The organism is Nocardia sp. NPDC051832 (genome assembly GCF_040681285.1).
GTDB lineage: Bacteria > Actinomycetota > Actinomycetes > Mycobacteriales > Mycobacteriaceae > Nocardia.
Map to the genome: position 1 here is coordinate 591,068 of NZ_JBFAYL010000004.1, position 21,199 is coordinate 612,266.

The following is a 21,199-nucleotide window of genomic DNA, read 5'->3' on the forward strand; positions in this document are numbered from 1 at the left end:
CCCCTCGCAACGGCGGGTGATCCGGCAGGCGCTCGCGAATGCGCGGATCGCGCCGAGCGATGTCGACGCGGTGGAGGCGCACGGCACCGGCACCACGCTGGGTGATCCGATCGAGGCCCAGGCACTGCTGGACACCTACGGTCAGGAGCGCCCCGCGGACCGGCCGCTGTTGCTGGGGTCGCTGAAATCCAATATCGGGCACGCGCAGGCCGCGGCCGGTGTGGGCGGCGTCATCAAGATGGTGATGGCGATGCGGCACGGGGTCCTGCCCCGTACGCTGCACGTGGATCGGCCGTCGAGCAAGGTGGATTGGTCTGCGGGGCACGTCGAACTGCTGACCGAGCCGGTGGCCTGGCCGGAGGCGGATCGACCGCGGCGCGCCGGGGTGTCGTCTTTCGGCATCAGCGGCACCAATGCACACGTCGTCCTCGAACAGGCTGCGGCGGAACCGGTTCGGGCCTCGGGCGCGGACGAGGCCGCTCCGGCAGACCGGGCCTGCGAGGTGCTGCCGTGGGTGATTTCGGCGCGCGGCAGTGCAGCACTCGCCGGTCAGGCCGGGCGGCTGGTGTCGGCGGTGTCCGAGCGGGATCTGGATCCGGCGGATGTCGGTTTCTCACTGGCCGGCACGCGTGGCGTCTTCGAGTATCGCGCAGTTGTCTTGGGGGACAACCGAAGTGATCTGCTGTCGGGGACACGGGCGCTCGCCGAGGGTGCGCAGTCCGCGGCTGTGGTGTCAGGTCACGTAGTTCCGGGCTCGACCGGGCTGGTGTTCTCCGGTCAGGGTGCGCAGTGGGCCGGGATGGCGGTCGAGTTGCGGCGGGCGTATCCGGTGTTCGCCGAGCACTTCGACGCGATCGTCGCTGAGATCGATCCGTTACTGGCACAGTCGGTTTCGTTGAGCGAGGCGCTGACATCCGAGGAACTCGTCGATCGGACGGTGTACGCGCAGGCCGGGTTGTTCGCCTTCGAGGTCGCGCTCTACCGATTGCTGGAATCGTGGGGTGTACGGCCCGATATGGTCGCGGGCCACTCGATCGGTGAGGTGGCTGCCGCGCAGGTGTCCGGGGTGCTGTCGCTGACCGACGCGTGTGTGCTGGTGGCCGCGCGTGGCCGGTTGATGCAGAACCTGCCCGGTGGCGGCGCGATGGTCGCCGTCGGAACCTCGCAGGCCGACGTGACACCCCTGCTGACCGCGGGGGTCGCGGTCGCGGCGGTGAACGGACCGTCGTCGGTGGTGCTCTCCGGCATCGAAGAGGAGGTCCGCGCTGTTGTCGAGGCGTGCGTCGAACGTGGCTGGCGTACCCATCGATTGCGGGTCTCGCACGCCTTCCACTCGGCGCTGATGGAGCCCATGCTGGCCGAATTCGCCGCGGCGATCGAGGGTTTGACCTTCGCCGAGCCGGCGATTCCGCTGGTGTCGACCGTGACCGGTGCGGTGGTCACCGGCGAGATGACCGATCCGCGGTACTGGGTGGGTCAGGTCCGCGACACGGTGCGGTTCGCCGATGCTGTTGCCGTGATGGCGGATTCGGGTGTGTCGAGGTTCGCCGAGATCGGTCCCGACGCGGTATTGACCCCGATGGTCGCGCAGATCACGGCGGGCGCGGTGGCAATGGTCCGGCGAGACCACGCCGACGCCGCCACCCTGCTGACCGGAGTCGCCGGATTGTTCGTGTCCGGCGCGGAGGTGGACTGGGCCCGGTTCTACGCCGGTACCACCGCGCGCCGAATCGACTTGCCTACCTATGCCTTCGAGCGCGAGAGGTACTGGCTCGACGCCCGGAAACTACTCGCGCGGTCGTGGCTGGCCGCCGAGCTTGGCGGAGTGACCGACGCCGGGCTCCAGACAGTGGACCATCCACTGCTAGGTGCTGTTGTGCCGCACCCGAATTCGGGTCAGATGAGCTTCACCGGCCGGTGGTCGCTGGACTCGGTGGAGTGGCTCGCCGACCACAGCGTGCACGGCACGGTGCTGCTGCCGGGTACCGGATTCGTCGAGCTGGCCGCCCACATCGGCGGCCTGCTGGGCTGCGACGTCGTCGACGAACTCGTCCTGCACACCCCGCTGACCCTGCCGGCCGAAGGCAGCGTCGCGGTGCAGGTCGTGGTGGACGACGCGGACGACGCCGGTCGTCGACGGCTGCGCGTGCATTCCCGGCAGGCGGCCGAGGGTTCGTGGCTGCTGCACGCCGAGGGCGTCCTCGCCCCGGACGCCGCGCCCCATGACCTGGCCACCGATGTCGACCTGGCGACCTGGCCGCCGGTCGGCGCACAGCCGCTGGACGTCGACCGGGCCTATGACGATCTGCTCGCACTCGGATACGGGTACGGTCCCTTCTTCCAGGGGCTGCGGGCGGCGTGGCAGCGCGGCGATGAATTGTTCGCCGAGGTCGCGCTGCCGGATTCCCAGGACGGCAACGGTTTCGGGATCCATCCCGCGCTGTTCGACGCAGCCCTGCATGCCGGGATCCTGCACGGCCGCAAAGCTGGTGAGGCGGTGTTGCCGTTCGCCTGGAATCGGGTGGTACTGCACTCGGCCGGGGCCGCCTCCGTGCGGGTACGCAGCGTTCCCGAGGGCGACGACTTCGCGGTGCAGATCGCCGATGAGCAGGGCCGGCCGGTTGTCTCGGTGGGCGCGTTGGTATCTCGGCCGGTGCCGGTCGAGCGTCTGAGCGCCGGCCGGGTGCCGGACTCCTTGTTCGCCGTGGAATGGGTTGCGGCACAGTCGTCGTCGGGAAGTGTCGAGCCGGACCAGCGGGTCGAACCGGATCGCCTCGCGATTCTCGGTGACGGCCGCGGCGATACCGGTTCGATGCGGCGATACCGCGACCTCGCGGCCTTGATCACCGATCTGGACGACGGCCCGGATCCGGTGGTTCCCGATCTCGTACTGCTCGAATGCCCGCGCCACGACGGTCCGCCGACCGAGGCGGCGCGACAGGTGCTGCGCGGCGTGCTCGACACCGTTCAGCGCTGGATCGCCGACACTCGATTCGCGGCATCACGTTTGGTCATACTCACCGAACACGCTGTGACCGTGGATGATTCCGAGATCGTCAGCCTGGACCAAGCGCCGGTATGGGGTCTACTGCGTGCCGCGCAGGCCGAGTATCCGGGTCGATTCCAGCTCCTGGATGTGGAGCTGGGCAGCAGCGCTGTCGCCGCGGACACGGTGGCGGCCTTGGCAGGCGAACCCGAGGCCGCGCTGCGCGGCTCGACCGTGCTCGTGCCGCGCTTGACCCGCCGGACACCGGGCACCGGTACCGAGCGGCTCGAGTCCGGCACAGTGCTGGTGACCGGCGGCACCGGTGGTCTCGGAGCGGTGATCGCCCGCCATCTGGTGACCGATTACGGCGTGCGCCAACTCCTTGTGACGTCCCGGCGCGGCCTGCACGCTCCCGGCGCCGCCGCATTGCGTGACGAACTGGCCGAGCTCGGCGCCGAGGTCACCGTGGCGGCGTGCGACGTGTCGGATCGGTCCGCGTTGACAGCTCTGCTGGCGGGCATCCCCGATGCGCATCCGCTGGTGGGCATCGTGCACGCGGCGGGAATCGCCGACAACGGTGTGATCGCGTCGATGTCGGCGGATCGCGTCGACGCCGTCTTCCGGCCCAAGGCGGATGCCGCGTGGCATCTGCACGAGCTCACGCAGGACATGCCGCTGTCGCTGTTCGTGCTGCTGTCCTCCGCGGGTGGCTTGGTGCTGGCCGCGGGTCAGGCGAATTACGCTGCGGCGAACGTCTTCCTGGACGCCCTCGCCGCGCATCGGCACGCGCTGGGCTTGCCCGCGACCGCCCTCGACTACGGCATGTGGGAGCGGTCGAGCGGGCTCGGTGCGGAGCTGTCCGAGGCGGACTTCGATCGGATGCGCAGGCAGGGCTTCCCGCCGCTGTCGGAGTCGGACGGTCTGGCGCTGTTCGACGCCGCGGTAGCCGCCCGGAGCCCGCAAACGGTGGCGTTGCGGATCGATCCGGCGGCGCTGCGCACCCGGGGCGAGCAGATTCCGCCCCTGGTCCGGGGACTCGTCCCGACACCGGTGCGCCGGCTCGATCGGACTCCGGCGGGTGGGGCGCTCCGGCAACGGCTGGCGGGCCTCGCGGCGGCCGATCGCGACAGTGCGCTGGTCGATTTCGTCCGCACCGTGGCGGCGGGGATCCTCGGCCACGCCTCGAGTGCGGCCGTCGCACCGCAGCAGGCCTTCCAGCAGCTCGGGTTCGACTCGTTGAGCGCCATCGAGTTCCGCAACAAACTCAATACCGCGACCGAACTGCAACTCCCGGCCACCTTGATCTTCGATTACCCGACCCCGCAGGCCGTCGCCGACTTCATCGGTGCGCAACTCACCGGCACCACCGCTGCCGAGGACCGCGCGGTTCGGAGACACAGCCGGGCCGACGACGAGCCGATCGCCGTGGTGGCGATGGCGTGCCGCTATCCGGGCGGAGTCGCGTCGCCGGAAGACCTGTGGCAACTGGTCGTCGAGGGCGGCGACACCACCGGGGACATGCCGGTGGATCGCGGCTGGGACCTCGAGGGCATCTACGATCCCGAACCCGGCAAGGCGGGCAAGACCTACACCCGCAGCGGTGGATTCCTGTACTCCGCGGCGGAATTCGATGCCGACTTCTTCGGGATCAGCCCGAACGAGGCCACCATGATGGACCCGCAGCAGCGGTTGCTGCTGGAGGTCTCCTGGGAGGCCTTCGAACGCGCCGGCCTGGATCCGGCGGCGCTGCGTGGCAGCTCGACCGGCGTGTTCACCGGTCTGATGTATCACGACTACGCCCGGGCCACCGGCACCGGCAGCGGCGCCGCGGGCAGTTTGGTGTCGGGCCGGGTGTCGTATGTGTTCGGTCTGGAGGGGCCGTCGGTCACCGTGGATACGGCGTGTTCGTCGTCGCTGGTGGCGCTGCACCTGGCCGGGCAGTCGCTGCGCTCGGGCGAGTGCGATCTGGCCCTGGCGGGTGGCGCCGCGGTCATGGGGACGCCGGATATGTTCCTCGAGTTCGGCCGCCAGCGCGGGTTGTCGCCGGACGGGCGGTGTAAGTCGTTCTCCGACAGTGCCGATGGGGTGGGCTGGGCCGAAGGTGTCGGCGTACTGGTGCTGGAGCGGTTGTCCGATGCACGCCGCAACGGGCACGAAGTCCTCGCGGTCATCGCCGGTTCGGCGGTGAACCAGGACGGCGCGTCGAATGGCCTGGCCGCGCCGAACGGTCCGTCGCAGCGGCGGGTGATCCGGCAAGCTCTGGCCAATGCCGGTCTCGCGCCCGTCGACGTCGACGCGGTCGACGCGCACGGCACCGGCACGACCCTGGGCGACCCGATCGAGGCCCAAGCGCTGCTCGCCACCTACGGCCAGGAGCGCGCCGCGGACCGTCCGCTGTGGTTGGGTTCGCTGAAGTCGAACATCGGCCACGCTCAGGCCGCGGCGGGTGTGGGCGGTGTGATCAAGATGGTGATGGCGATGCGGCACGGGCTGCTGCCGCGGACGCTGCACGCGGAGCACCCCAGCACCAAGGTCGACTGGACCGAGGGTGAGGTGCGGTTGCTGACCGAGGCGGTACCGTGGCCGGAGGTCGGCCGGGCGCGGCGCGCGGGCGTGTCGTCGTTCGGTATCAGCGGTACCAACGCGCACGTCATCATCGAACAGGCTCCTGCGCCCGATCCTGCCGCGAGAACTTCTCCCGTGCAGGCTATTCCGGCGGGCGGACTGGTGCCGTGGGTGCTTTCGGCGCGTAGCGGCCCGGCGCTGGCCGAACAGGCGGCCCGGCTGTCCGGCCAGGCGCATGCTGCGGCATCGCCGGTGGCAGAGCATGATCCGATCGATGTCGGCTTCTCGCTGGCGTCGACCCGCAGCGTGTTCACCCATCGAGCAGTGGTGCTGGCCGAGGGGCTCGCGGATCTGACCGCGGGCGCGCGCGCAGTGGCCGCGGGCGCGGACGCACCCGGCGTGGTGTCGGGTCGCGCGACGGCGGGCTCGACAGCACTGGTGTTCTCGGGGCAGGGCGCGCAGTGGGCCGGGATGGCGACCGAGTTGCGCAAGGCGTATCCGGTGTTCGCGGACCATTTCGAGGCCATCGTGAGCGAGTTGAACCCAGCACTGGCACAGCCGGTTTCGCTGGAGGCGGCGCTGACGTCCGAGGAGCTCGTCGACCGGACGGTGTTCGCGCAAGCGGGGTTGTTCGCGTTCGAGGTGGCGTTGTTCCGACTGCTCGAATCCTGGGGTCTGCGGGCCGATGTGGTGGCCGGTCACTCCATTGGCGAGGTCGCCGCGGCGCATGTGGCCGGAGTGTTGTCGCTGACCGACGCGTGCGTGCTGGTGGCCGCGCGCGGCCGGCTGATGCAAGCTCTGCCCGCCGGTGGGGCGATGGTCGCGATCGGCGCCGCCGAAAGCGATGTGCTGGCGCTGCTGTCGGGCGAGGTGTCCGTGGCGGCGGTGAACGGTCCGGCGTCGGTGGTGATCGCCGGTGCCGCGGACGCGGTCGAGGCTGTCGCCGAGGTGTGCGCCGGGAAGGGTTGGCGGACGAATCGTTTGCGGGTATCGCATGCCTTCCATTCGGCATTGATGGAACCGATGCTGGCCGAATTCACCACGGCGATCGAGAATTTGACGTTCGAGCGACCCACTATCGCCTTGGTGTCGACGGTGACAGGTGCGCGGGTCGGCGACGAAATGGGTGATCCGTCGTACTGGGTCGGCCAGGTTCGGGACACGGTGCGGTTCGCCGATGCCGTTGTGACGATGGCGGATTCGGGCGTGTCGAGGTTCGCCGAGATCGGTCCCGACGCGGTATTGACCCCGATGGTCGCCCAGGGCCTCGACGGCGAGCACTCGGCGGCCACGGTGCTGCCGCTGGCGCGCCGCGGCAAAGCCGACGCCGTCTCGGTGTCGCAGGGGGCGGCCGGATTGTTCGTCTCCGGCGCCGATGTCGACTGGGCTGCGTGGTACACCGGGACCGGCGCCCGGCGAATCCCCCTGCCCACCTATGCCTTCCAGCGTCAGCGGTATTGGATGCCCGAGGGATCCACCGGCAAGGGCGATGCTCGATCGATGGGCCTCGCCACCACCGGGCACCCGCTGGTTCCCACAGTGATCGCACAACCGGACACCGGCGGTGTGATCCTGACCGGCCGCCTGTCGGTCCAGACGCATCCCTGGCTGGCCGATCACGGCGTGCTCGGCGCGGTGTTGTTCCCCGGAGCCGGTCTGGTCGAACTCGCCCTGCGAGCCGGCAGCCAGGCGAACCTCGCGACGCTGGCGGACTTCGTCCTGCACGCGCCACTGGTACTGCCGGAGGCGGGCGGGGTCGCGGTGCGCAGTGTCGTCGGCGCCGAGGACGAGACAGGTCAGCGCCCGGTGCGGATCTACTCCTGCCCCGAGGGCGAGAGCGACCAGGCATCCTCGTGGACGCTGCACGCCGAAGGCGCACTCTCCGCAGGCGATGCTGCCGGGGCTCTAGCCGAAGGCGCACTCACCGCAGGCGATGCGCCCGCAGCTGTAGCCGAAGGCGCACTCACCACAGGCGACGCGGCCGGAGCTCTAGCCGAAGGCCCACTCACCGCAGATGAGGCGGCCGGGGCTGTAGCCGAAGGCCCACTCACCGTAGGCGATGCTGCCGGGGCTCTAGCCGAAGGCGCACTCACCGCAGGCGATGCGCCCGCAGCTGTAGCCAGCGCAGGGCTCTCCAGTGCCACGCGAGTGGCCGCCTCCGAGTCCGTCGGCGCGTGGCCTCCGATCGGAGCGCAGCCGCTGCCGATCGGCGGTGTCTACGACGAGCTCCGCGCCAGTGGGTACGAGTACGGGCCCGCTTTCCAGGGTTTGCGGGCGGTATGGCAGCGCGGCGACGAAGTGTTCGCCGAGGTCGCACTCCCTGATCCACAGGGTGCCACCGATTTCGGACTGCATCCCGCGCTGCTCGACTCTGCCCTGCATGCCCTGCTCATCGGCGACGCGGGTCGCACTGACGAACCCGGCCCGGCATTGCCGTTCGAATGGTCCGGGGTCACCGTGCACGCGACAGGAGCCGACGCCCTGCGCGTGCACGCGACCCGCCTCGGCGACCGTTCGGTGCGCGTGGATCTCACGGATCCGTCCGGCGCTCCGGTGGCCACTGTGCGCCGATTGACCGCCCGGCCGGTCGATCCCGCGCAACTCGCGGCGCTCACAACCACGGTCGACAACGCGCTGTACCAGGTCGAGTGGACACCGATGTCGTTGTCCGACAGCAAGGTACGCACCGTGCCATGGGCGGATCTCGGCTCTGCCAAGGGTGCGGCAGGATCGCCCCAAGCCGCCACGGCGGGATCGCTCCAAGCCATCACGGCGGGATCGCTCCAAGCCATCACGGCGGGATCGCTCCAAGCCATCACGGCGGGATCGCCCGAAGCCATCACGGCGGGATCGCCCGAAGCCATCACGGCGGGATCGCCCGAAGCCATCACGGCGGGATCGCCCGAAGCCATCACGGCGGGATCGTCTCCGGCGCCGGCCGGCACCACAGCGGCGGGAGCACTGAGCAGCACCGCGGCGGCAACCGACGAGGTGCCGGATGCGGTGGTGCTGGATGTCCCGGCGGGCAATGATCCCGATGCCGTTCGCGCCGCGACTCACGTCGTGCTGCATGTGCTGCAAACCTGGAGCGCTGATTCGCGATCCGGCCGGTCGGCGTTGGTGATTCGGACCAGCGACGCGGTGTCCGTCGGCGGGGAGGATATTGCGAACCTCGCCGGTGCCGCAGTGGCCGGACTCGTTCGGTCCGCTCAGGCGGAGAGTGCTGGTCGCATCGTCTTGGTGGACAGCGATTCCGATGTCACCGGAATGTTGGGCGGGATCCTGGCGTCCGGGGAACCTCAGGTGGCCGTCCGTGGCGGGCGAGTGCACGGTGCACGACTGGTCCGGGCAACGACCACGTCGGCCTCCGCGACCGTCGCCTCGCAGGGCGTCGCCTCACAGGGCGTCGCCAATGCCACCGGCCAGACGAACCAGTCCCTGACCATGGGGCGCGTCGTTTTCGGTCCGAACGAGACTGTGCTCATCACCGGCGCCAGTGGCTTCCTGGGCGGATTGTTCGCCCGGCACCTGGTGCGCACCCGCGGGGTCCGGCATCTGCTGCTGCTGAGCCGGCGTGGCGAGGCGGCGCCCGGCGCCGCTGAGCTGGCGGCCGAGCTCCGCGGTGGTGGCGCCGAAATCGACTTCGTCGCCTGCGATGTCGCCGATCGTGCCGCGCTCGCCGAGGCGCTTTCAACGATCCCCGCGAGCCGTCCGCTCACCGGTGTGTTCCACACCGCCGGTGTGCTCGACGATGGCGCTGTCGCGTCGCTGACCCCGGATCGGATGGATGCGGTGTTGCGGCCCAAGGTCGACGCGGCGCTGCACCTGCACGAGCTGACCGCCGAGCTGCCGCTGAAGGCGTTCGTGCTGTTCAGCTCGGCGGCCGGAGCGTTCGGCAATCCGGGGCAGGGCAACTATGCCGCGGCCAATGCTTGCCTGGACGCGGTGGCGGCGCACCGCCGGGCGTCCGGGCGGTGCGGGCAGTCCCTCGCCTGGGGGCTGTGGAGCGGCGACGGCGGCATGGGCGCCGAGCTCGGTGCCGTCGAGCGCCACCGCATGGTTCGTTCTGGGATGCTGCCGCTGTCGGCCGAGCAGGGCTTGGCGCTGTTCGACGCCGCCGCCGAAATCAATACGGCGGCACCGGTTCTCGCCCGGTTGGATCGGGAGGGGCTGCGCGGCGCAGGGTTCGCGACGGCCCTGTTGTCCGGGCTCGTCCCCGCTCGCCCGGTGTCGGCCGCCCCGGCCGCACTGCGCGCTCGGCTGGCTGACACACCCGAGGGCGAGCGCCTCGGCGTGCTCGTCGAACTGGTTCGAGATCAGGTGGCCGCGGTGCTGGGGCATCAGAACGCGAAGGCGATCGCGGCCGACCGGGCCTTCAACGAGCTGGGCTTCGATTCGATCACCGCCATCGAATTCCGGAACGCCCTCAAAACCGCTACCGGTCTGCCCTTGCCGGCGACGCTGGTCTTCGACTACCCGGCACCGGAGACGCTGGCCGAATACCTGGCCGGGGAGCTGACCGGCAACGAACAGCCCGACGCGTCGGCGGATGCGTCGGAAGACGAGATTCGCAGTGCGCTCCAGACGATTTCGCTGAGCCGGCTCCGCGAAGCCGGACTGCTGGAAGCGCTCATGCGACTCGCGCACGGGCAAGAAAGCCCCGGCGCGACGGCAGCGCACATCGAGACAGCAGAGCACAGGGCGGACGAGTCCATCGACGAACTCGATCTCGACGACTTGATCAATCTGGCTTACAACTCCGAGGACTGATAGCGATATGACGAATTTCGACGAGCCGACCGCTCAGGCCGCCCCCGCCGAAACACCTGAAGGCACAGCCAAACTCGCCGCCGCGCTCCGCGCCTCACTCAAGGAGACCGATCGGCTGCGCGCCCGCAATCGTCAGCTCGACGCCGCCCGGCGTGAGCCGATCGCGATCGTGGGCATGGCCTGCCGATACCCCGGCGGCGTCGAGTCACCCGAGGACCTGTGGCGACTGGTCTCCGAGGGCGTCGACGCCACCACCGACCTCCCCGCCAACCGCGGCTGGGATATCGAACGCATCTACGACCCCACCGGCGAGGAACCCGGTCGATCGCACACCCGATCCGGCGGATTCCTGCACACCGCAGGCGATTTCGATCCCGTGTTCTTCGGCATCAGCCCGAACGAAGCGGCCACCATGGATCCGCAGCAGTTCCTCCTGCTCGAAACCTCGTGGGAGGCATTCGAACGCGCCGGAATCGACCCGGCGACGCTGCGCGGCAGCGCAACCGGCGTCTGGGTCGGCATGATGTACCACGACTATCCGGCCAATACGAACGCGGGATCGCTGGCCTCGGGCCGGCTCTCCTACACCTTCGGCCTCCAGGGGCCGTCGGTCACCGTCGACACCGCATGTTCGTCCTCGCTGGTAGCCATGCATTCGGCCGCCGCCGCACTGCGCTCGGGCGAGTGCGAGCTGGCCCTGGCGGGCGGGGTGACCGTGATGGCGGGCCCGGATACGCTGGTGGAGTTCAGCCGGCAACGCGGGCTGGCCATCGACGGCCGCTGCAAGTCGTTCGCCGACAGCGCCGACGGCGTCGGCTGGGCGGAAGGCGCCGGTGTGCTGGTGCTGGAACGCCTGTCCGACGCGCAGCGCAACGGCCACCGGATTCTCGCCGTGCTGACCGGTTCGGCGGTGAACTCCGACGGCGCTTCCAATGGGCTGACCGCCCCCAACGGCCCCGCACAGCGCCGTGTCATCGAGCAGGCGCTGGCCAGTGCCGGAATCACCGCCGCCGACGTCGACGCGGTCGAAGGACACGGCACCGGAACGACTTTGGGCGACCCGATCGAAGCGCAGGCTCTGCTGGGCACCTACGGCCGCGATCGCGATCCGGAACGCCCGCTGTGGCTCGGATCGCTGAAGTCGAACATCGGACACGCACAGGCCGCCGCGGGCGTGGGCGGTGTGATCAAGATGGTGCTGGCGATGCGGCACGGAATACTGCCGCGCACGCTGCACGTGGACCAGCCCTCGACCAAGGTCGACTGGTCCGCGGGCGAGGTGCGGCTACTGACCGAACCGGTCCCGTGGCCGACGCTCGATCGCCCACGCCGCGCGGGCGTGTCGTCCTTCGGCATCAGCGGCACCAACGCACACGTCATCCTCGAACAGGCTCCTGCCGTCGCCCCGGCGAGTGAATCCGTTGCGCCGCCCATCGGGGCTGTCCTGCCCTGGGCACTCTCCGCCGCCAGCGCCCCGGCACTCGCGGAGCAAGCCGTACGTTTGCGCTCGCACCTCCGCGAACATGACGCCGCACCACAGGATGTCGGGTACGCCCTCTCCGCAACACGCGCCACACACACCCACCGAGCAGTCGTACTAGGCGCTGATCGCGACGAACTGCTCTCGGGCATCGAGGCTTTGGGCCGGGCCGACGCCAAACCCGGCGTGGTGTCGGGTCGCGCGGCTTCGGGTTCGACGGCATTCGTCTTCTCGGGCCAGGGTGCGCAGTGGGCCGGTATGGCCGAGCAGCTGCGTACCCACCCGGTTTTCGCGACGACGTTCGACGAAACCGTCGCGGCGCTGAATCCACTTCTCGACCAGCAGATCTCGCTCGACGAGGCGCTGACGGCGACGGACCTGGTCGACCAAACGGTCTTCGCGCAAGCCGGACTGTTCGCCTTCGAGGTCGCGCTGTATCGCCTGCTCGAAGCGTGGGGTCTGCGCCCCAATCTGGTGGCGGGCCACTCGATCGGCGAAGTCGCCGCCGCGCATATCGCCGCAGTGCTGTCGCTCCCGGACGCCTGCGTCTTGGTGGCCGCGCGCGGCCGGTTGATGCAGGCGCTCCCCTCGGGTGGCGCGATGCTCGCGGTGGGAGCGCCGGAATCCGCTGTGGCTCCGCTGCTGACCGGCGGCGTATCGATCGCGGCGGTGAACAGCCCCACTTCGGTGGTGATCTCCGGGATCGAGGCCGAGGTAGCCGCACTGGCCGAGGCGTTCGCCGAGAAGTCTTGGCGGACAAACCGTTTGCGGGTCTCGCACGCGTTCCACTCCGGATTGATGGAACCGATGTCGGCGGAGTTCGCGGCAGCGATCGCGGGTGTGACCTTCGCCAGGCCGACCATTCCGCTGGTATCGACCGTGACCGGCGCTCGGGTGACCGATGAGATGTCGGACCCGGCGTATTGGGTGCGTCAGGTGCGCGCCACGGTGCGGTTCGCCGACGCGGTGACCACGATGGCGGACGCGGGTGCGGTGCGCTTCGCCGAAATCGGGCCGGACGCCGTCCTCACGCCGATGGTGGCCGCAACGGTGGACGCCGAAGGCGTTGTCGCGGTCGCGGCGGCGCGCCGTGACGAGGCCACGCCCGCCACGGTAACGGCCGCGGTCGCGCGGTTGTTCGTGTCGGGGGCCGAGGTGGATTGGGCCGCGTTCCATCCCGGCGCGCGGCCGATCGACCTGCCCACCTACGCGTTTCAACGCGAGCGGTACTGGCTCGACGCGAAGCAGTATCTGTCGACGACGTGGCTGGGCGATGCCACCGGCAATGCCGCGGGATTGGAGCCGAGCTCACATCCGCTACTCGGTGCTGTTGTCCCACAGCCGGATTCGGGTGGAGTGAGCTTCGTCGGCCGCTGGTCGGTGGACTCGGCCGGATGGCTGGCCGACCACAGTGTGCTCGGCACGGCATTGCTGCCGGGAACCGGATTCGTCGAGTTGGCGACCCACGTCGGCGGATTGCTCGGTCACCCGAGGGTGGAAGAGCTGATCCTGCACGCGCCGTTGACACTGCCCGCCCACGCGGCGGTGTCGGTGCAGGTGGTGGTCGGTGCGGCGCAGGATTCCGGCCGGCGGCGCATCACGATGCACTCGCGCCAGCCGGAGGCCGTCGCCTGGACGCTGCATGCGGAGGGTGACCTCACCGCCGAGGACGTCCGGCCCGATTTCGATCTCGCCGTCTGGCCGCCGGCCGAGGCCGAGGCCATCGACGTCACCGGCGCGTACCTCGAGATGCTGGACGCCGGTTACGGATACGGCCCCGCATTCCAGGGCATGCGGGCCATGTGGCGACGTGGCGAGCGCGGCACCGACGGACACGAGCTGTTCGCCGAGGTGGCCCTGCCGGATCCGGCGGCTGCCGCAGGATATGGCCTGCACCCCGCACTGTTCGATGCGGCGATGCACGCCCTCATCGTGGATCGCATGCGCGATGGTGGCCTCGACGCGCCCGCATTGCCGTTCAGCTGGCGTGGAGTCGCACTGTACGCGGCTGGACACAGCGCCGTCCGAGTCCGAATCCGAGTGCACGACAACCGTTTCACGCTGTGGCTGGCCGACGGCACCGGCAGCCCGGTGTTGTCGGTCGAGTCCCTGGACACCCGGCAGGTGTCCGCGGACCGGCTGCGCGCCGACCGGGTGGCCGACGCCCTGTTCCGGATCGATTGGGTCGCCGCGACGCCGGTCGCCGGTTCGGCAGCCCCGGCGCACACAGCGGTCCTCGGCGCGCCGGTAGTACCCGCATCGGGTGCGGCGGAAGCACATGCGCCGGATTCGGCCGAGGTGCGCGGCTATCCCGATCTCGCGGCGCTGGTCGCCGCACTCGACGCCGACGGCGGCGCTGTCGTCCCCGAGCTCGTGCTGCTCCACTGCCCCGAGACTGGCGACGCCTCTTCGCACGCCGCCCGCGAGGCGGTGCACGGCGTGCTGGCGGCCGTCCAACAGTGGCTGGGCGACCCGCGATTCGCCGAATCCCGCCTGGTGATCCTGACCCGCGACGCGGTCCGCACCAGCGAGTGGGAGCAGGTGCGCCCGGCGCAGGCACCGGTCTGGGGTTTGGTGCGCGCGGCCCAGGCCGAACATCCGAACCGGTTGCGGCTACTGGACCTCGAGGGTGCGGCCGACCACGATCCCGCCGCCGTCGCCGCAGCCGCCGCGGCACTCGCGGCGGAACCCGAGGCCGCGCTGCGCGGCACGAATCTCCTTGTGCCGCGTCTGGTTTCACATCAGGTCACCGAGATGGACCGTGAGCCGGTGGAACCCCTGGACACCGGTACGGTGCTGATCACCGGCGGCACCGGTGGACTGGGTGCGCTGTTCGCCCGGCATCTGGTCACCGAATACGGTGTGCGGCGGCTGGTTTTGACGTCCCGGCGCGGGCCGGACGCTCCCGGCGCCGACGAATTGTGTGCCCAGCTGACCGAACTCGGCGCACAGGTGACCGTGATGGCCTGCGACGTCTCCGATCGCGACGCGGTGGCGGCACTGCTCGACGGAATCGGATCCGAGCATCCGCTGGTGGGTGTCGTGCACGCGGCGGGCGTCGCCGACCACGGCCTGATCGAATCGATGACGAGCGATCGCATCGACACCGTGTTCGCGCCCAAGGCCGACGCCGCCTGGCATCTGCACGAACTCACCAGCGACCTGCCGCTGTCGCTGTTCGTGCTGGTGTCCTCCGCCGGTGGGCTGGTGCTGGCCGCCGGGCAGGCCAACTACGCGGCCGCCAACGTATACCTCGATGCCCTCGCCAGCTACCGCCGGACGGCCGGGTGGGCGGCCACCTCGATCGACTACGGCCTGTGGGAACGATCGAGCGGTCTGGGCGCCGAACTGTCCGACGAGGACTTCGAACGCATGCGGCGGCAGGGTTTTCCGGCGCTGTCCGAAGCCGACGGGCTGGCGCTGTTCGACGCCGCCGTGACCTCCGGCGTGGCCCAGTTGGTCGCGCTGCCGGTCGACCGTGCCGTGCTGCGCACGCGGGCCGAGCAGGCCCCTGCCCTGGTCCGCGGGCTGGTGCCGGTATCGGCGCCGCGCGATACGCCGTCACCGCTGCTGGAACTGGTCGGCCTGCCGTCCGAGGAGCGGCTGCCGCTGCTCGTGGAGTTCGTGCGCAAGCAGGCCGCCGCGACGCTCGGCTACGCGGATGTCGATCTGATCGCGGTCGACAATGTGTTCGGCGAGATGGGATTCGACTCGCTCACCGCGGTCGAGTTCCGCAACGCCCTGCGCGACGCCACCGGCGTGCAGTTGCCCGGCACCCTGGTCTTCGACTTCCCGACGCCGCAGATCCTCGCCAAGCAATTGAACGAGCGGTTGGCGGAAGGCGCGGGCGCGCTCGCGGACGCCATCAGCGCGGCCACCGAACGAGACCGTCAGGAGGGTGTCGCCGACGACTCGCTGTATGGCATGTTCCGGACCGCGGTCGGGCGGGAGCAGTTCTCGGTCGCCTTCCTGTTGCTGCACCTCGCGGCGCAGATGCGTGACCAGTTCACCGTCAAGGACGAGATCGACGTGCAGCCGGAACTCATCCGAATGACCGAGGGGGCGGCGTCGCCGCGCATCATCTGCATCGCCCCGCCGATGGCGGCGGGCGGTGTGCGCCAGTACGCCCGGATGGCCAGCAAACTGCGGATCGCCCGTGACGTGGTCGGCCTCGCGCCGATGGGTTCGCACGCGGGCGAGCCGCTGCCCGCCGACTATGCCGCGGCCACGAAGGCGTTGCTGCAGCCCATCCTGGATGCCGCCGAGGGTCGGCCGTTCGTCCTGTTCGGCTACTCCTCCGGCGGGGTGCTGGCCTACAGCGTCGCCGAACAACTGGAAGCGCTCGGCGGGCCCGTGCCGGCGGGCGTGGTGCTGGTGGACAGCTACCGGGTGGCCGAGGGCGATGCGAGTGAGTGGATTCTCAAGCCGGTCGCCGAGAACATGGTGACCAACGAGGCGGCCTTCGATCGCTTCGATCCCGCCCGGTTGACCGCGATGGGTCAGTACATTCAGGTGCTCCGCGGCATCGCGCCGGGGAAGATCACCGCGCCCACCTTGTTCCTGCAGTGCGCGCAGCGGATTCCCGGTGTCCCCGAGGACTTCCCGGCGTGGCAGGCCCAGCCGTGGGATGAGAACCATCGCGTGGTCCAGGTGGACGCCAACCACTTCGCCATGCTGCACGAGGGATCGGATCAGGTCGCCGCGGCGGTCGACGATTGGCTGGAAGAGCTGGCGTGAGGCCGCGGCCGGGAGGGCGATCGCCCTCCCGGCCGCCGATCACGCGCCGGTGTAGCTGAGCCGAACCGCCGCACACCACGGTATCCGCTTGGCGCCCAATGGCATTCGGGGACCGACGGGTGCGAAGGCGAGCGACCACAGCAGCGGGGGCAGACGGCGGAATCGGGCCGCCATCCGGAACAATCCGACTACCTTGCCCGCGGTCCACCCGGCGTCAGCGAAGAATCGCAGCGGTTCCAGCGGCCCGAACTTCCAGGGTGAATTCTCGAGTAGCTTCTTGTTGACCTTATTGAACCGATCGACCACTGGCGTGTTGTTCACATCCATGATCCACCAGCGAATTTCGGGTCGCGCCAGCGCGGCGGCCAATCCCGAGACCTCGTCTTCGGACAGGTAGTACACCAGCCCCTCGGTCAGGACGAGCGCCTTTTTCGCACCCTCGAGCGCCTCGTCCAGGAATTGGTCGCGGGCATTCGGGTCCGCGAGATCGACCGCGGCGCGGGTGAGCACACAGCGCGGGGTCTCGCCCGCCAGAAGACTATTCTTCTCGGCAATCAGATCCGGGAAGTCGGCTTCGATCCAGCGGAGATCGGCGGGCAGATCGAGGCGATACGGCCGCGCATCCAAACCCGCTGCCAAATTGATGACCAGATCGCAGCCCTCGGCGAGGGTTTCGGCGATCAGATCGTCGATGACTCTGGTTCTCGTGACCAAGTTCCAGCCGGCCAGCGCGTTCCGCCCTTCATTCGCGACGATGGCCTTGCCGGTTTCGCCGGCCAGCCGCTCCGCGAGCGGGTCGTGAAAGAGCGCGTCGGCCCGGGCGGATTCGATCGCGCGATACGCGGCCACCCAATGGGCGGTGTCCGAAACATTCGAAATGGGTCCAGCGGTTCGATCCATAGTTGCAGTCTCGCACAATAATTCACGGCGGGGGCGCGGCGGGAGAGTGACGTCGATCGGCGGCTACGTCGACGATGTACGCGCGCCCTGATCGCGAATCAGTTCAGCCACACCCTGCGAGTTGGCATCGATGTAGAAGTGGCCGCCCGGGAACGACGTCGCCGTGAAAGGCCCGGTGGTATGCGCCGAGATCCCGTGGTCTGCGGAATCAACTCCCGAATTTCCGGCAGTGCGCCCTCGACCAGGTCGGCGACACTTTCGAGTAACGGTTCGTGCCTGCGGTCCTGGCGGCCGGGATATTGCACACCGAGCACACGGAATCGCGGTCCCAGCGTCCTGGCCAGCGGCCCGTAGGAAATGGCCGCGTGCGGTGAATCTCATTACCGGCAGGGCGATTGCCGTTTTACAGCAGGACGGGAACCGACCGATGGCCGTTGGAAACGAAGCTGCCCAGCGGCCGGAGTTCGGCGGGGTCCACCGCCAATCGCATAGTCGGAAAACGCTCGAACAAGGCCGGTAGTGCGATCGCCGCCTCGAGCCGGGCCAAGGGCGCTCCGAGACAATGGTGCGCACCGTACCCGAAGGCGATGTGCTCCTTATTTGCCCGGTGCACGTCGAAATCTCCAGCAGTGGTTCCGTGTATTCTCGGGTCCCGGCTCGCGGCCCCGTACGAGGCGAGAATTGCCTCGCCCGAGGCGATCCGGACGCCGGCGATCTCGATATCCTCGACCGCATAGCGCAGGGGCAGGTGCGTGATCGGCGGCTGGTACCGCAGCGCTTCCTCGATCACCTCCGACCAGGGCACCCGGCCGGCAAGTACGTCCGCCCGCTGTTCCGGGTTGGTCAGCAAAGCGACGATCGCCTGGTCGAGCAGGTTGACCGTCGTCTCGTGACCGGCATTGATCACCAGGATCAAGGTGTCGATCAATTCCTTTTGCGTCAACCGGTCGGAGTCCTCGTCGACAGTCGAGATCAGCGCACTCGTCAGGTCGTCGCCGGGATTGCCGCGCCGGTAGAAGATCAACTGCCCCATGAGGGAGACCATTTTGAGGACATTGGCCTGCGCCTGCGCCGGAGTGAAGGAGGTGTCGAAGAACCCGTCGACACACGCATGGATCTTGGCATCCAAATGCTTTGGTACGCCGAGCAATTCACCGATGACCTGAATCGGCACCGGGTACGCGTAGGTGGGCCGCAGGTCGACGGCCTCGCCCGCCGGAAGGGCTTCCAGTCGCCGCAGCAGTCCGTCGACGATGGCTTCGATCCCCGGGCGCATCAGGGTGGTGCGCCGATTGGTGAACGCCGGCGCCACGAGCTTGCGGAGGCGGCGGTGCTGGGGGCCGTACGCGGTGAACATGTTCTCCGCGATGACCCACGGGTGCAACGGCCACCGCTGATCGATCTCCCCGGCCTTGTAGGCCGTCCAGTGCTGGCGTGGATCCTTGGACACTCGGGGATCGGCGAGAAGCTCTTTCAGCACCGCCGCATCGGTGACCGCCCAAGCCGAGACCCCACCGGGCAACTCCACCAAGGAGATCGGCCCGCGTAGCCGGATCCGTTCGTTCTCGGCCTGAACATCGGCGCCCGTCGGATCCAGCACAATCGCTTCAGTGTTCAAGGACAATCTCCCCAGCATTGAAGCGAACTTACCACCCAGTATCAATTACGACTTGAGCCGAACGGGCATGTGTGAGTAACCCCGCAAAGTGGACAGACGGCGGCGGGTCGGCTCGCCGTCGAGGCGAATGTCGGGGAAGCGTTCGAAGAGGGCGGGCAAGGCGTGCAGGACCTCCAGCCGGGTCAGGCTCGCGCCGATACAACCGTGCACGCCGGTGCCGAAGGAGAGGTGTTCCCTGGCATTGACGCGGGTGACGTCGAAGCGGTGCGGGTCAGGGAATTTGACGGGATCGCGATTCGCGCCCGCCAGGGAGACGATGACCGACTGTCCCGGCTCGAGGGGACCGCCGCCATCGAATTCCACAGGTTCCAGGACGCGACGGGCGGTCATCTGGATCGACGGGTCGAACCGCAGCAGTTCCTCGATCGCAAGCGGCCAGCGCTCTGGCTCGGCGCGCAGGAGGTCGAGCTGATCGGGGTGGGACAACAGGAGCGGGACGGCATTGCCGATCAGGTTCATGGTGGTCTCGAAACCCGCACCCATCAGTACGTTTGCCGTGGCCATCAACTCGGTGGTGGTCAGATCGCTCGTGGAGACCAGGAGACTGAAGATGTCCTCCCCTGGTTCGCGGCGCAGCTTCTCGATGTGGACCGCAAGGTGGTCCCGAATCGCCTCGGTCGCGGCCATCGCGCGACGGTGGGTCCGCCAGGAAATTCCGACGTCCAGGAGCGGAGCGACGTCGCTCCCCCACTTCAGGAAATGCTGGCGATCGGCCACCGGGAAACCCATTATCTCCGCGATGACCACGATCGGCACCTGCGCGGCGAAATCCGCCATCAGGTCGACGGATTCGCGCGTGGCCATCGCATCCAGCAGCTTCGTGGTGACCTCGCGGACCCGATCGCCCAGACGAGCGACGGCGCGGGGGGTGAAGGCGGAGGCGACGGGTTTGCGCAGGCGGCCGTGATCCGGCGGGTCCAGCGCGAACATGGATGGCGCTTCGATCGGGTTGGGCGGCAACACAACTCGCTCGGCATAGCGGCGCAACAGCGTCGGCACAGCCGGATCGATCGGATGCCGCACGCCGAAGCGTCTGTCGCGCAGGATCTCCCGGCACACCTCGTAGTCGAAGGCGGCATAACCGGCGCGCGTGACCCGCACCCCGCCGTCACCGCGCAGCTGATCGATCAGCGAGTACGGGTCATCGTAGCCTTCGTCCCCGCTCATCAGCCGGGCGAGCGGATCATTCCGGCCGCGCAGCGCGAGAAACACCAGCCGCGGCAACCCATGCTCCGCCGCCCACCTGATCGAATACCGCGCGTCCATCAAACCCCTTGTGCCGTAACAAAAACCGCAGGCGCCAGCGCCTCGCCGATCTCAATATAGGCCGCCGGGCCCACCGGCGGAGCTGTTCCGGCGCGGGTTGGCGCCCTCGGCACGGGCGACGGAACCAGGAAGCACGATGTCGTGTGAGTTCCCACATAGTTCGCCGATGTAATGAAATTTGCACGCGCTCAGATGATCTGGACACGGCCGCCGGTTGGGCGGCCTCTAGCGCGGAGGAAATATGACCCGTTCTGTTCTGCTCGCGACCGCAGCGACCACCCTCGCGGTGGCCCTCACGGCGTGTGGTGGCGAGGGCGCCTCCGATGCCGCTCCGTCGGCATCGAGCACCGTTTCCACATCCGCTCGGGGCACAGCCCCCACCCCCGGAACCGTCGCCCCCTCGGCCGAGACCACGGCGCCCGCCGTCGTGACCACGGCACCTGCCGCCGCGGAGCCCACTACCTCGGCGGCGCCGACCACGGCGGCGCCGGCGGCCAAACCTTGCGCCGTAGTCACCCGCGAATACCTCATCACCACGCTGCGGATGACGGCATCACCCAAATACCCCTTGGCCGACCTCCAGAATGCGAAGTGCAGCGGGAACTATGCGACCGCGCTGAGCCAGCCGGAAGGCACCCTGCACCCGGTCGTGTACATGTTCAAGTACTCCGCACCGGAAGGGTGGCGCCTGATGGGGGTCGACGACGCGATCGACTGTGTGAACAGGCATGGCGTTCCGCTCGAGGACGCCCGCGTGATCGGCTGCGCCCTCTAGGCCCACCACCTGCCCGGGTCGATTTGCCAAATTATGTAGATC

Annotated in this window: 6 protein-coding genes (1 of these 6 only partly in view); 3 read left to right on the plus strand and 3 right to left on the minus strand. The window is 69.1% G+C overall.

The annotated features are described in order from the left end of the window. Together AB0M14_RS28235 and AB0M14_RS28240 are read left to right on the plus strand one after the other, a co-directional pair. Nucleotides 1-10,321 carry the 3' portion of an SDR family NAD(P)-dependent oxidoreductase gene (locus AB0M14_RS28235; RefSeq protein WP_365000003.1) on the plus strand. 6,437 nt of this gene lie to the left of the window's left edge, so 10,321 of the gene's 16,758 nt are visible here — the last part of the coding sequence; its start codon lies off the left edge, out of view; the stop codon is at nt 10,319-10,321. Nucleotides 10,322-10,328: 7 nt separating this feature from the next. After that, nucleotides 10,329-16,538, plus strand: a complete 6,210-nt coding sequence (locus AB0M14_RS28240) for a type I polyketide synthase (protein WP_365000005.1) — start codon at nt 10,329-10,331, stop codon at nt 16,536-16,538. Between the two features lie 39 nt (nt 16,539-16,577). On the opposite strand, the gene AB0M14_RS28245 is transcribed toward AB0M14_RS28240, so the two are convergent. The 3 genes from AB0M14_RS28245 to AB0M14_RS28255 all read right to left on the minus strand — a co-directional run bounded on the left by AB0M14_RS28245 (nt 16,578) and on the right by AB0M14_RS28255 (nt 20,382). After that, complete coding sequence (locus AB0M14_RS28245; RefSeq protein WP_365000007.1) at nt 16,578-17,438, minus strand: SAM-dependent methyltransferase; 861 nt, start codon at nt 17,436-17,438, stop codon at nt 16,578-16,580. A gap of 403 nt (nt 17,439-17,841) precedes the next feature. Then, on the minus strand, nt 17,842-19,056 hold the full coding sequence (locus AB0M14_RS28250) for a cytochrome P450 (protein WP_365000009.1): 1,215 nt from the start codon (nt 19,054-19,056) through the stop codon (nt 17,842-17,844). Between the two features lie 45 nt (nt 19,057-19,101). Beyond that, nucleotides 19,102-20,382 (minus strand): cytochrome P450, encoded by a 1,281-nt coding sequence (locus tag AB0M14_RS28255; protein WP_365000011.1) that lies wholly within the window; start codon nt 20,380-20,382, stop codon nt 19,102-19,104. Between the two features lie 241 nt (nt 20,383-20,623). On the opposite strand from AB0M14_RS28255, the gene AB0M14_RS28260 reads away from it, so the two are divergent. Continuing rightward, nucleotides 20,624-21,157 (plus strand): hypothetical protein, encoded by a 534-nt coding sequence (locus AB0M14_RS28260; RefSeq protein WP_365000013.1) that lies wholly within the window; start codon nt 20,624-20,626, stop codon nt 21,155-21,157. Nucleotides 21,158-21,199 lie beyond the last annotated feature (42 nt).

Coding starts and splice junctions, on each gene's coding strand:
- AB0M14_RS28240 (WP_365000005.1), top strand. CDS start 10,329: ATGACGAATTTCGACGAGCCGACCGCTCAGGCCGCCCCCGCCGAAACA.
- AB0M14_RS28245 (WP_365000007.1), bottom strand. CDS start 17,438: ATGGATCGAACCGCTGGACCCATTTCGAATGTTTCGGACACCGCCCAT.
- AB0M14_RS28255 (WP_365000011.1), bottom strand. CDS start 20,382: ATGGACGCGCGGTATTCGATCAGGTGGGCGGCGGAGCATGGGTTGCCG.
- AB0M14_RS28260 (WP_365000013.1), top strand. CDS start 20,624: ATGACCCGTTCTGTTCTGCTCGCGACCGCAGCGACCACCCTCGCGGTG.